13 protein-coding genes are annotated in these 12,168 nt (G+C 36.8%); 4 read left to right on the plus strand and 9 right to left on the minus strand.

The window, feature by feature from the left end; translation table 11 throughout:
- Positions 1–15: 15 nt before the first annotated feature.
- The 4 genes from mcsB to FEZ13_RS17350 form a co-directional block, all read right to left on the minus strand.
- Complete coding sequence (gene mcsB / locus FEZ13_RS17335) at positions 16–1,050, minus strand: protein-arginine kinase McsB (protein WP_146553813.1); 1,035 nt, start codon at positions 1,048–1,050, stop codon at positions 16–18.
- 31 nt (positions 1,051–1,081) lie between these two features.
- Positions 1,082–1,648, minus strand: a complete 567-nt coding sequence (locus FEZ13_RS17340) for a UvrB/UvrC motif-containing protein (RefSeq protein WP_146553701.1) — start codon at positions 1,646–1,648, stop codon at positions 1,082–1,084.
- Between the two features lie 13 nt (positions 1,649–1,661).
- The gene (locus tag FEZ13_RS17345) at positions 1,662–2,132 is read right to left on the minus strand and encodes a CtsR family transcriptional regulator (protein WP_146550525.1); all 471 of its coding nucleotides are present in this window, start codon (positions 2,130–2,132) and stop codon (positions 1,662–1,664) included.
- Between the two features lie 169 nt (positions 2,133–2,301).
- The gene (locus FEZ13_RS17350; protein WP_146550524.1) at positions 2,302–2,619 is read right to left on the minus strand and encodes a magnetosome magnetite crystal formation protein family; all 318 of its coding nucleotides are present in this window, start codon (positions 2,617–2,619) and stop codon (positions 2,302–2,304) included.
- Positions 2,620–3,049: 430 nt separating this feature from the next.
- On the opposite strand from FEZ13_RS17350, the gene FEZ13_RS17355 reads away from it, so the two are divergent.
- Positions 3,050–3,295: a hypothetical protein gene (locus FEZ13_RS17355; RefSeq protein WP_146553702.1), complete on the plus strand. Its 246-nt coding sequence runs from the start codon at positions 3,050–3,052 to the stop codon at positions 3,293–3,295.
- Positions 3,296–3,569: 274 nt separating this feature from the next.
- Positions 3,570–4,532, plus strand: coding sequence for a magnesium/cobalt transporter CorA (gene corA / locus FEZ13_RS17360; RefSeq protein WP_146553703.1), 963 nt, complete (start codon positions 3,570–3,572; stop codon positions 4,530–4,532).
- Positions 4,533–4,787: 255 nt separating this feature from the next.
- Here the strand turns inward: corA and FEZ13_RS17365 are convergent, their stop codons facing one another.
- The gene (locus FEZ13_RS17365) at positions 4,788–4,979 is read right to left on the minus strand and encodes an acyltransferase (RefSeq protein WP_146553704.1); all 192 of its coding nucleotides are present in this window, start codon (positions 4,977–4,979) and stop codon (positions 4,788–4,790) included.
- Positions 4,980–5,288: 309 nt separating this feature from the next.
- On the opposite strand from FEZ13_RS17365, the gene FEZ13_RS17370 reads away from it, so the two are divergent.
- Positions 5,289–6,593, plus strand: a complete 1,305-nt coding sequence (locus FEZ13_RS17370) for a globin-coupled sensor protein (RefSeq protein WP_146553705.1) — start codon at positions 5,289–5,291, stop codon at positions 6,591–6,593.
- Between the two features lie 332 nt (positions 6,594–6,925).
- On the opposite strand, the gene FEZ13_RS17375 is transcribed toward FEZ13_RS17370, so the two are convergent.
- Together FEZ13_RS17375 and FEZ13_RS17380 are read right to left on the minus strand one after the other, a co-directional pair.
- On the minus strand, positions 6,926–7,417 hold the full coding sequence (locus FEZ13_RS17375; RefSeq protein ID WP_146550519.1) for an acyl-CoA thioesterase: 492 nt from the start codon (positions 7,415–7,417) through the stop codon (positions 6,926–6,928).
- 118 nt (positions 7,418–7,535) lie between these two features.
- The gene (locus FEZ13_RS17380) at positions 7,536–8,963 is read right to left on the minus strand and encodes an aldehyde dehydrogenase family protein (RefSeq protein ID WP_146553706.1); all 1,428 of its coding nucleotides are present in this window, start codon (positions 8,961–8,963) and stop codon (positions 7,536–7,538) included.
- Between the two features lie 119 nt (positions 8,964–9,082).
- On the opposite strand from FEZ13_RS17380, the gene FEZ13_RS17385 reads away from it, so the two are divergent.
- Positions 9,083–9,904, plus strand: coding sequence for an AAC(3) family N-acetyltransferase (locus FEZ13_RS17385; RefSeq protein WP_146553707.1), 822 nt, complete (start codon positions 9,083–9,085; stop codon positions 9,902–9,904).
- Positions 9,905–9,954: 50 nt separating this feature from the next.
- On the opposite strand, the gene FEZ13_RS17390 is transcribed toward FEZ13_RS17385, so the two are convergent.
- Positions 9,955–10,317, minus strand: coding sequence for a DUF779 domain-containing protein (locus tag FEZ13_RS17390; RefSeq protein WP_146553708.1), 363 nt, complete (start codon positions 10,315–10,317; stop codon positions 9,955–9,957).
- Between the two features lie 19 nt (positions 10,318–10,336).
- Entirely contained in the window at positions 10,337–11,854 is a 1,518-nt protein-coding gene (gene exaC, locus FEZ13_RS17395; protein WP_146553709.1) for an acetaldehyde dehydrogenase ExaC, read from the minus strand.
- Positions 11,855–12,168 lie beyond the last annotated feature (314 nt).

Raw genomic sequence — 12,168 nt, forward strand, 5'->3', positions numbered from 1 at the left:
CCTCCTCTTCAACGCTTAATTAGAATCTGTATCATTTAACTGCAATTTTTCTCTAATGATGGATGCACGATAAACATCTCTTTCATTGGCTTGGAGTGTTGTACCTGCATGTTGTTGTAAAAAACCTGGTTGCATGATTAACATACACTCATTTAATACTTTATCGGGAATCGATGGCATTAACCCTAAATCGATACCTAATCGCACATTTGATAAGCAATTGGCGGCTTCTTCGCTCGATAAAATTCTGGCATATCGTAAAACACCTAAAGAGCGATTCAACCGATCGGATACTGCAATGGATGCATGTTCTAATAATGCTCGTCGTGCACCAATTTCCTTTTGAACGATTTGTTCAGCCACACTTTGCAAATCTAAAATAATATCTTCTTCAGGCTTACCCAATGTAATCTGATTTGAAAATTGATAATAATTACCGACAGCTTCTGTGCCTTCACCATAAATCCCTCGCACAACCATTCCTAGCCGTACCATCGTATTAATAAGAGGTCCCATTTGGTTGGTCACTGTTAATGCTGGTAAATGCATCATGACGGAAGCTCTAAGCCCAGTCCCCGTATTGGTTGGGCAACTTGTTAAATAACCAAATGAATCATCAAAAGCATAAGGTAAATTTTTTTCTAATAAGCGATCCACTTCATCCGCTAACTGATAGGCTTTGTCTAGCTGTAATCCCGGTTGCAAGCATTGAATTCGAATATGATCCTCTTCATTTATCATAATACTAATCGTTTCATCTTCTGATACTAGGATTGAACCAAATTTTGTTTTATTTGCTAATTGTGGGCTTATTAAGTGTTTCTCTACCAATACTTGCCGTTGTATTGCTGGCATATCATGAAGGGAGAAATAGGAAAATGGGATACCAAGACTATTTTCTCCATCCATCACTGCATTTGAAACCATCTTGCCAATTTTGGATGCCTCTTCATCTGAAAAAGCTCTTGGAAAACGGAAACCGTTTAAATTTCTAGCCAATCGAATACGTGTGCTCATGATAATGTCACCATAATCAACATCACCACGCATCCAAAGAGGTGGTTTGCTTTTTAGAAAATGATCAATGCTCGTCACTTTCCTCACCCCCTGTTTGTAGCTTCTTCTCTAATTCTCGTACTTGATCTCGAATATGAGCGGCATCTTCAAAACGTTCTGCTTCTACAGCTGATTTCATATCTTGGCGTAGCGCTTCAATTTGCCGTTTCATTTGATAACTTTGATTGACAGAACCGGGTACTTTTCCAATATGCTCTGTTGCACCATTATGCAGTCGTTTAAGTACTTGAGGTAGCTGTTCTTTGAACGTTTCATAACAAGTTGGACAATTAAATTTCCCCTCTTCAAGAAACTGTCTATAGGTCATCCCACATTGTGGGCAGCTATCATTTGGCACTTTCGTTTGCGTATTATTAATCGGTACTGATTGAACAGACCAACTTGGTGTTCCAAACCAATTGGCAAACAATTTTTGCATTGCATTTGAACCTTCTTCTGAATCGAGGTTCAAGTGAAAGTGATCCATCTGCTTATTGCATACATCACAATAATGTCTGGTAATTTTTTTACCATTTTTCATTTGCGTAACTGTGATCGTAGCCGGCCGCTGTTTACAATTTTCACAAATCATACCTTGCACCTCTTTATGTTTTCTTATCATACTTTAATGTTAATACCATAGCGTGTAATATTCGTGCACGTAATTCATCCCGTACCGGCAAATTGATGCATAGCACCGAACGATCAATTGCCGTGATCATCATCTTCGCCTCTCTACGAGTAATCACATCCTCGTCAATCAAACGAAAAATAAAATCTTGTGCTGTTGCTTGAGAGATCGAATCACCTATCTGTTGTAAAATTTCATCGATTAACTCTGTTTCAGAATCAGCTTTTACACGTAATATTCGAATATAACCGCCTCCACCACGTTTACTTTCGACTATATATCCACGTTCGGCAGTAAATCTCGTATTGATCACATAATTTATTTGCGATGGTACACACTGAAATTTATCTGCAATTTCACTGCGTTTAATTTCAATATGTCCTTTACCACCTAATTCAATAACTTCCTTCAAATACCCTTCAATAATGTCAGAGATATTTCGCATTTTTAGCTTCCACCTCACTTACATCACTGACTTTGACTATCTTTGACTATATTATATAAGGCTATAAAAATTGACGCAAATATTCTGCACTTCTTTTTATGAATTTTAAATATTTTTTACTATACGTAAAAAGCATACCGCTATATGCAGTATGCTCAAAAGTAACTTATTAAATCCATTTACCGACGATTGGATATTCCCAATGTACATCTTGTAACGCATTGATAATACCAATAATCGGTACAATGATGCCCATAAGACCAAAGACAACTATCATCGGAATACCGATAATTGCCAGGACAATCGTGGCTGATAGCACAGCTCCCACTCCCACTAGCACCCACATGACAAATTGAAACAGCAATGCTTGAATGGATAGACGTTTTATTTCTTCATCCTTTATCAAAAGAAAGAAGGCTATTGGCACTAAACATGGGGCAAAAAATGCACTTGCATGCAAAATTACTTTTAGTCCTTTTTCCTCCATATTCTAATCACTCACTTTCACTATTCTGAAACATTTTCTTATAGCTAATCTACGTTCTTTCCTTTGAATAAGTTTCACTTCTTTTAAAAGTTCTTTCATTTCTACATGCAACATTTCCATGATTGTTACGTCTTTTCTACTATAACGATTCTATTTAATCCTATTGTTGATACACATTTATATTCGCTATAGATGATAGCCTTTCTTGAACATTCGTAGAAGTTGTCACCTCTCACTTTATTATAGTAAGTAGGGATTTTTTTATCCCTAGCTGGAATTCGTTGAGCCATCAGGATTTTTAATAGATAGGCAAATTCTTATTCTCTGCTTGTTACTTAAGTCTTGAAGTGTTAGGAATCTGACTACCCGTTAAAATTGGACTAAAGTTTAAAATAACATATAACAGAGCTAAGGTAAGGGGGAGACTTCCTTGAAAAAAATCGTTTTGTTAATAGGAACCATTCTACTCGGCTTACTTATTTTCATCGGTATGCCATACTGTTTGCTAAAAAGTTCATTGATGCATCATTGCGACGAACCATCATCAGTATGTACCAAAACTGTTCAACATAAATTATCTCACGAAATCTCCATTCACTCTGATTTTCAGGATTCTTATATACCAGAAAAACTGTCGACCAATATATTCCCTAAATATTGGATCACTGACCACTAAAAGAAAGAAAATTCTCATCTAATAGGGATTTTTTTCATCTTCTGATGGATATCGTTGAACCAATCGAACTTTTACGGGCAGTTGATCCCCCATCTGTCTTTCCCGTTTCTCTCTAAATCTTGAGTTCAGGGTCTTACTGCCCGTTAAAGCAGGATAAAAATAGCTGTTCTTCTTTTTGGTGTCACACTAGAAGCGGTGTTTTTTATTCAATTATGGAAACATTGGCTTTTTTATGAGAGGATAGGTATAACAACAGTTGAAATGAGGTGTGGTAATGATTCGAACTCTTGGAGTGACAACTGACCAACAACTTAAAATGGATTTCCCACTAGATGAAATTAAACAAGGCAAATTTGATTGGTATTGGGTAGATTTTGAAAAGCCTAACGATACAGAAGACCTTCTATTAGATCAATTTTTTCATTTTCACCCTTTAGCAATTGAGGATTGTTTAATGCGACTGCAACGTCCAAAGGTAGATTATTACGACGATTATCACTTCCTAGTTGCCCACAAGATCAATGAGGAAACATTTGAAGCTGAAGAAGTGAACTTGTTCGTATCTCCCAGTTTCATCGTAACTTACCATAAATCTTCTGTACCTGAATTCGATGTTGTGCGGAAACGATTAGTGAGCCGTCCCCAAACATGGGAACGAGGAGCACTTTTTGTCATGTATCAAGCGATTGATAAAATCGTCGATAGCTATTTTCCTATGGTATATAACATTGAAGATCATTTAAACGAAATCGAAGACCAATTGAATTATCAAAATAGCACCAAATCAATGCGTTATGTATTTGATTTGAGAAGTGATTTACTTCATATAAGACGAACCATTCTACCAATGCGCGATTTACTTTATCGCATTTTAAATTCTTACCGATTCAATTTGGATGATCAGGAAAGAGCCTACTTTGGAGACATCCATGACCACTTAGTCAAGCTGACTGAAATGGTTGAATCAAACCGTGAGCTTACAGCAGATATGCGAGACAGTCATATGTCCGTAAATGCTAGTCGCATGAATGGTATTATGATGATTCTAACGATTATTTCATCTATTTTTATCCCCTTAACATTCATTGCTGGTGTTTATGGTATGAATTTTAAGCATATGCCCGAACTTGAATGGCACTATGGCTATTTTATCATTTTACTAATTATGTTTGGAATTGCGATTTCAATGATCACGTGGTTCAAACACAAAGGCTGGTTTGACTTATTTAGACCGTAAAACGCCCTCTATATTTGGCGAATCCCACCAAAATAAAGGGCTTTTTTTTACGTGTATGCTATTTATTTACCCCGCTTTAACGGGCAGTAAGATCCCAAACGAGAAAGATAGATGGGGTCAGGTCAACTGCCCGTATAAGTCCGATTGGTTCGGACGGGCAGGATGTTGGTCACTCAGGTGTTGCCACAGGACGTGGCGCCTTTAACCTGAGTTCCTCTATTTCAGGGGGGGAAGAAAACCCCCACTGATGGAGTTTCACTTTATCTTATCTTCCATGCCAAACAAAATAAATGCCAATATATAAGTTACGATTGTTGCACCAGCTGCGATCAAAATACGATTCGTCATTGTCACTGAAGTATAATTAGCATTTAGTAACATCATTGATGATACTGCAACAACAGCGGCCAACGGTAATGCAAATCTCCTACCTCTCTCTTTATCCATCTTTTAGTACATCCTTTTCTTCATAACTTTTTCTTTATTGTAGCACGCTCATATCTAAACGTAACTTGAAAACTGTGTCAAATTTTTGTTTTTCCTTTAGCATTTCGTATCAAATTCCCATCTTTTCTCTCAGATCATCACACAAAATTCATTTACCTAATTTCTTAAATATGCATTTACAGTAAAAATTGACTAGTACATTTTTTTCATGTTATCTTGTTATCAACTAAAAAAATGATAAAATAATAATAAGTATCATTAAGTTAATATAGCAAAGATTAATTGTATAAAACGGAATGGAGAATTACAGTGGCATTTTGGTCTAGTAAACAAAACAAAAATGAAAGATATTTCAATACGAATCAATACATTGGACAAGTCACATTGGATTTATCAAAACATCCAGAATTACAAAAACAAATTCAATTATTGCAATTAACTACAGAAGATTTAGCAATTATTAAACAATTACAACCCATTTCAAAAGAATTAATAGTGGAAATGGTAAATAATTTTTATGCTTCCATTACCAAATCAGACGATTTAGTTCAGATTATTAATCAATATTCCAATGTCGAAGCTTTAAAAGTAACACTCACACGTCACATTACGGAAATTTTCGATTGCCATATTGATGAAAAATATATTCAACAAAGAATCAGAATCGCCCATGCACATGTGCGTATTGGCTTAAAATCAAAGTGGTATCTTAATTCATTTCAATCTTTAACAACAACGTTCTCAACATTTATACGTCAATTAGATTTGCCAACATATGACGCAACTATAGCGATGAATGCTTTTTCTAAACTCATTAACTTAGAACAACAGCTTGTCATTGAAGCTTATGAAAATAAGGAAGAAGACGTAAGATTGAAAGCCAATGAATTACAGCATAATATTATTCTTTCTGTGCAAAGTACAGCACAAGAATTGAGTGCAATTAGTGAGGAAACAACTGCTTCCTTGCATTCATTAGCAAGTCAATCCGACGGTATTGCTCAGTCCACGAAAAAAGGGCTTGTGTTCGTTACTTCTACTCAAGAAAAATCAGAAAGTGGCAAACAACTGCTTGAAACACAGACGGAACTAATGAACCAAATGTCAAAAAGTGTGGCAATACTCGACAATACAATGAGCCAATTGCGTGTATCTTCACATAAAATCAATGAAATTGTACATCTTGTAACAGACATTGCAGACCAAACAAATTTACTAGCATTAAATGCATCCATTGAAGCAGCTCGTGCTGGCGAACATGGTAAAGGATTTGCAGTTGTTGCGGATGAGGTTCGAAAGCTTGCTGAAGAAACAAAAAAGGCCGTTCAAAATGTATCGCAGCTTATTGAAGATACGGAAAACAATATTGAAAACATGTCTAGTTCGGTAAAAAGTGTGGATACACAAATTACAAACGGGGTTAATATGCAAAATGATTTATCACAATCATTCCATCAAATTGCTGAAGCAGTCGCTGGAATCAAAGTGATAAATGAAGATACAATGGAAGACATTACAACGATCTCTCAATTATTAAATGATTTAAGCGATGGGGCTACCCAAGTTTCTGCATCAGCTGATCAATTGACCAATATTGCGAATAATTTAGCCTAATGGATCAAAAAGAAGAGCAATTTTGCAGAATAAAAAAAGAGGAACAGATACTGAAAAAATTCATAAGATCTTTTTAATTCCTTCCTCAACATAAGAACAAGAAAAAACGTCAACTCCTAATCATTAAGAGTTGACGTTTTGTTTTTTTACAAAAAGTGAAACTTCACATAGTGGAAGTTTTCTTGATCCCCTATTATGTGTTCGTTAAACTGAATAATAAACTTTGTTCAGATAATTGAACCTTTTACTTATCCTCCTGCTCTTGCTTGAGTCTTGAAGTAAAGATCTTACTATCCATTAATATGGTATCAAAATCTTCCAAGTCGGAGCGACTACAATGTAAAGAATTTATGTGGCATATTACGTTTTTCTTTACGATGTTGCCGACGTTGCGGCCCTGTTTCAAATAATCGCTTTTCTTCTTCCGTTTCCGGGTATACTGGCGCAACTTCTTGCGGCTTACCGTTTGCATCCACCGCTACCATTGTTACAAATGATTCAGTCGTTAATCTTTTTTTACCCGTATGAATATCTCTAGACTGTACGACAATATAAAGTTCCATAGAAGTTCGGCCTGTGGAACTAACGATTGCTTCAAGTTCTAATATCTCTCCGGAATGAACCGGCGAGAAAAAATCAACAGAATCAAATGATGCGGTAACTGTTTGCATTTTAGCATGTTTCATAGACGTTACGGCAGCGATTTCATCAATATACGCTAACACTTTACCACCGAAAATAGTATCCATATGGTTTGTATCTGGCGGTAAAACTAATCTTGTTTGAACGGTCCTTGATTGACTCATAGGAATCGGTTTAAGCATAGACAACACCCCTTTAAAATATGTCTGTATCTATGCTAACCTTAATTCTGTATCAGTGCAATAATAAAGTATTATTCACACATAATTTATTGTTATATATTATTTTTATAAAATAATATCACAGTTTAGTCTTAATGGTTATGAATTTCAATTCTGTCATTTCATTCACTGCATATTTAATTCCTTCACGACCATAACCACTTTTTTTGACACCACCATAAGGCATATTATCCGTACGGAATGTAGGAACATCATTAATAATGACAGCCCCTGCCTCCAACTCTTCTGCTGCTTTCATGGCATCTTCTAAATTGTTAGTAAAGATACCAGCATTTAACCCTAAGTCGGAATTGTTCAATAAAGCAATAGCTTTGTCGAATGTTTCATATGAAACAATCGACACAATCGGTGCAAATGTTTCCTGACATACAATTTTCATATCAGATTTGACATTCGTCATGACGGTTGGTGTCAAAGTACGTTCTGTAAATGTTCCACCCGCCGCAACTGTGGCACCTTGCGCTTTTGCCTCTTCAATCCACTCAGCAATACGAGTGACTTCTTTGGGATTAATCATTGCACTTACATCTGTACGCTCATCCATTGGATCGCCAACAACTAATTTTTCAGTCGCTGTCACAAATGCTTTTACAAATTCATCGTAAATAGATTGATGAACAAATATACGTTGCAACGAAATACATACTTGACCAGCAAAACCAAATGCGCCACCAACACACCGATTAACGATTTTATCAATTGGTGCACTCGGTTCAATGATTAAACCTGCATTAGAACCAAGCTCTAATGTTACTTTACGTAAACCAACCTTTTCTTTGATCTTCAGTCCGACAGCACCGCTACCTGTAAATGTTACCTTTTTGACAAGAGGATGTGTCACTAAAGTATCGCTAAGTTCGCTTCCACTACCTGTTACAATTTGTAGCATACCATCAGGTAAACCAGCTTCTTTAAAAATTTCAGCCATTACAATACTGCTCAAGGGCGTTTGCGTAGCTGGTTTTAAAACGACAGCATTTCCAACTGCAAAGGCTGGTCCTAGCTTATGTGCTACAAGATTAAATGGAAAGTTAAATGGAGTAATCGCTGAAACAACACCTAAAGGAACCCGTTTCGTCCATCCAATACGATCTGATCCCCCTGGTGCAGCATCCATTGGTACTGTTTCACCACTTAACTGTTTTGCTGCTTCACCGGCAAATTGATACGTTGCAATTGTACGATCGATTTCGGCTAATCCAGCCGTTAAAGGTTTCCCCGCCTCTTGCGCGAGAATTTCTGCAAATTCCTCGCGACGACTTTTCATAATAGCGACTACACGATATAAAATTTCAGCTCTTTCATAGGCAGTGGAAGACTTAAATTTCTTAAATGCCACTTGTGCACCTTCAATAGCAATTTCCACATCGTGTGGCGTTGCTTTTGCTACTTTAGCGATCACTTCCCCACTATATGGAGAAGTTAAATCATAGCTTTCACGTGTATCTACCCATTGTCCATTAATCCATAACTTTGTTTCTTTCAATCTAAGCACCTCCAATATTGTTATACCCTCTTTTATCTATACTATCACCAATCATTGTTTTAAACTTATTTTACAATCGCTTACGATAAGTTGATAATGAATGTAATGAGGTGATTATTATGACTGAGTTTGACGTGATCCAATCAACCGATGAATTTCAAAACAAGGATACACTTGTTGAACAGCTACAGGCATTAGGAATTCAAAAAGGTGATTCGATTATTGTACATTCATCACTTAGCAAAATGGGCTGGATCGCTGGAGCTGAACAGGCAGTTGTTGAGGCATTGATGCAAGTTATCACAAGACAAGGCACTATCGTAATGCCCTCTCAATCAACTGCAAACTCCGAACCTTCTTATTGGTCGATACCCCCTATTCCTAAAGCTTGGCAACAACCAGTTCGCGACACTATTTCAGCTTATGATCCACATTTAACACCTATACGTGGTATGGGAAAAATAGCGGAATGTTTTTTAAGACATCCCGAAACGATAAGAAGTCCTCATCCTGCACATTCTTTTATGGCATGGGGCAGGCATGCAAAGGATTGGATGCACGATCATCCATTAGAGGATTCATTTGGGTTAGCATCACCCCTTGGCAAAATGTATCATGCATCTGTGAAAATCATGTTAATAGGTGTTGATTATGATTCATGCACATCACTCCATCTTGCTGAATATTTAGCACAACAAAAAAACTATTCGTCGCAAGGGGCCGCAATGCTTGTCAATGGTCAGAGAAAATGGGTTACCTATGAACTGTTAGATATGGATTCCGAACGCTTTCCTGCTATTGGCAAAGCTTTTGAGTCTATAGCTCCTTCTTCTATTCGCCTCGGCAAACTGGGGCAAGCCAATACTCGTGTCATTTCTTTAAAACCTTTAGTCGACTTTGGTGTAGAATGGTTAAATGCTCATTCTGTAAGAATAGAATAATCAAAACGACTAAAAAATCTCCAGCCATCAACGACTGGAGATTCCTTATTTTAAAGAAGCTTTTTTACTTCTTCATATTCTTTATCTGTAAATACTCGTGAATTCAAGATAAAGTGTTTATCTTCTACGTTATCCAATGAAAACGTAGCTCCTCTACCCTCAATTGCGTCAATGATCAATTGGGTATGCTTCCAATAATCATATTGACTTCTATGCATATAGAATGGGACATCGCCTATCGAACCAAGATAAATATCTGCGGAACCTATTTGAAAATCCCCTTCTGCATAGCACATAGGGACAGAGCCATCACAACATCCACCAGATTGGTAAAACATGATAGGTCCATAGATGCCTTTTATATGTTCGATTAAAGCAAGCGCCTTATCTGTTGCAACTACACGTTCTACCATGTTTTTTCCTCCTTATGGCCTAGAAGAAGCCTTGCGGTTTACGGTTGTAATTGACAAGTAAACATTTCGTTTGTTGATAGTGTTCAAGCATCATTGCATGGTTTTCTCGACCAATACCAGATTGTTTGTAACCACCGAATGCAGCACCTGCTGGATATTGGTGATAAGTGTTCGTCCATACACGACCAGCTTGAATAGCACGACCAGCACGGTAAGCAATATCACCAGAACGAGACCATACACCCGCACCTAAACCGTATAAAGTATCGTTTGCGATTTGAATAGCTTCGTCAAAGTCTTTGAAAGTTGTTACACCAAGTACTGGGCCAAAGATTTCTTCTTGGAAAATACGCATTTTGTTATTACCTTTGAATACTGTTGGTTTGATGTAATAACCATCTTCTAAACCTTTGACATGGTTTTCTTCACCACCAATTAAACATTCAGCGCCTTCTTCTTTACCTAGTTTGATGTAAGATAGAATTTTTTGTTTTTGTTCATCAGAAGCTTGTGCTCCCATCATGACTTCTGTATCTAATGGGTTACCGATTTTAATAGCTTCCACACGTTTTAATGCGCGTTCCATAAATTTATCATAAATAGATTCTTGGACTAATGCACGGGAAGGACAAGTACAAATTTCACCAGAATTTAATGCGAACATAACTAAGCCTTCGACTGCTTTATCTAAGAATTCATCATCTTGATCCAGAACATCTTCAAAGAAAACGTTTGGTGATTTACCACCAAGTTCAAGTGTTACTGGAATAATATTTTCAGTTGCGTATTGCATGATCAGACGACCAACTGCAGTCGAACCTGTAAATGCAATTTTAGAGATACGTGGGTTTGTTGCAAGCGGTTTACCAACTTCAACACCAAAACCATTGACAACATTTAGTACGCCAGCTGGTAGGATATCTTGGATTAATTCAAGGACAACCATAATAGAAACTGGAGTTTGTTCTGCTGGTTTTAAGACGATACAGTTACCTGCAGCTAATGCTGGAGCAATCTTCCAAACAGCCATTAAGATTGGGAAATTCCATGGAATGATTTGTCCGACAACACCTAGTGGTTCGTGGAAGTGATAGGCTACTGTATCATTGTCAATTTGAGTAGTACGGCCTTCTTGCGCACGAATAGCACCTGCAAAATAACGGAAATGGTCAATTGCCAATGGAATATCGGCATTTAAAGTTTCACGTACGGCTTTCCCATTATCCCATGTTTCTGCAACTGCGATTTTTTCTAAGTTTTCTTCCATGCGATCTGCAATTTTATTTAAGATTTTAGCACGTTCTGCTGCAGAAGTTTTTCCCCAAGCATCTTTTGCTGCATGTGCGGCATCTAAAGCTAATTCAATATCTTCAGCAGTTGAACGAGCAGCCTTTGTGAAAACTTTTCCTGTAACTGGTGATTTATTTTCAAAATATTGACCTTTTACTGGTGGTACCCATTTGCCACCGATAAAGTTGTCATATTTATCTTTGAAGTTTACAACTGCACCTTCACTATTAGGATTTGCGTAAATCATTTTAGAATCTCTCCTTTAATATTTATTGAAAACTCATTCTCTCAAATTTCTAATTGAGAATGTTTTCAATTATATAATGTTCCAACACTCTCTATTAATCAAGTAATTTGCATTTTTTTAGAGTTTCTGAATTTTGTAGAAATCATGTAAATAAACACTAATAACTCAGATTTTTCTGAAATTTCTGCAAAATAAAGTGAACAAAGCTTATCATCCATTACGCACCAGCGTAATTGTGCCCGGATTTTCTTGAGTTTGCTTGAAAAGTTCCTCTTCAAAATCCGTAACATCCTCCAAAAGCTTTATTCACATTA

The organism is Rummeliibacillus sp. SL167, assembly GCF_007896505.1.
GTDB lineage: Bacteria > Bacillota > Bacilli > Bacillales_A > Planococcaceae > Rummeliibacillus > Rummeliibacillus suwonensis.

Coding starts and splice junctions, on each gene's coding strand:
- mcsB (WP_146553813.1), bottom strand. CDS start 1,050: ATGCGTGGTGATGTTGATTATGGTGACATTATCATGAGCACACGTATT.
- FEZ13_RS17340 (WP_146553701.1), bottom strand. CDS start 1,648: ATGATTTGTGAAAATTGTAAACAGCGGCCGGCTACGATCACAGTTACG.
- FEZ13_RS17345 (WP_146550525.1), bottom strand. CDS start 2,132: ATGCGAAATATCTCTGACATTATTGAAGGGTATTTGAAGGAAGTTATT.
- FEZ13_RS17350 (WP_146550524.1), bottom strand. CDS start 2,619: ATGGAGGAAAAAGGACTAAAAGTAATTTTGCATGCAAGTGCATTTTTT.
- corA (WP_146553703.1), top strand. CDS start 3,570: ATGATTCGAACTCTTGGAGTGACAACTGACCAACAACTTAAAATGGAT.
- FEZ13_RS17365 (WP_146553704.1), bottom strand. CDS start 4,979: ATGGATAAAGAGAGAGGTAGGAGATTTGCATTACCGTTGGCCGCTGTT.
- FEZ13_RS17375 (WP_146550519.1), bottom strand. CDS start 7,417: ATGCTTAAACCGATTCCTATGAGTCAATCAAGGACCGTTCAAACAAGA.
- FEZ13_RS17385 (WP_146553707.1), top strand. CDS start 9,083: ATGACTGAGTTTGACGTGATCCAATCAACCGATGAATTTCAAAACAAG.
- FEZ13_RS17390 (WP_146553708.1), bottom strand. CDS start 10,317: ATGGTAGAACGTGTAGTTGCAACAGATAAGGCGCTTGCTTTAATCGAA.
- exaC (WP_146553709.1), bottom strand. CDS start 11,854: ATGATTTACGCAAATCCTAATAGTGAAGGTGCAGTTGTAAACTTCAAA.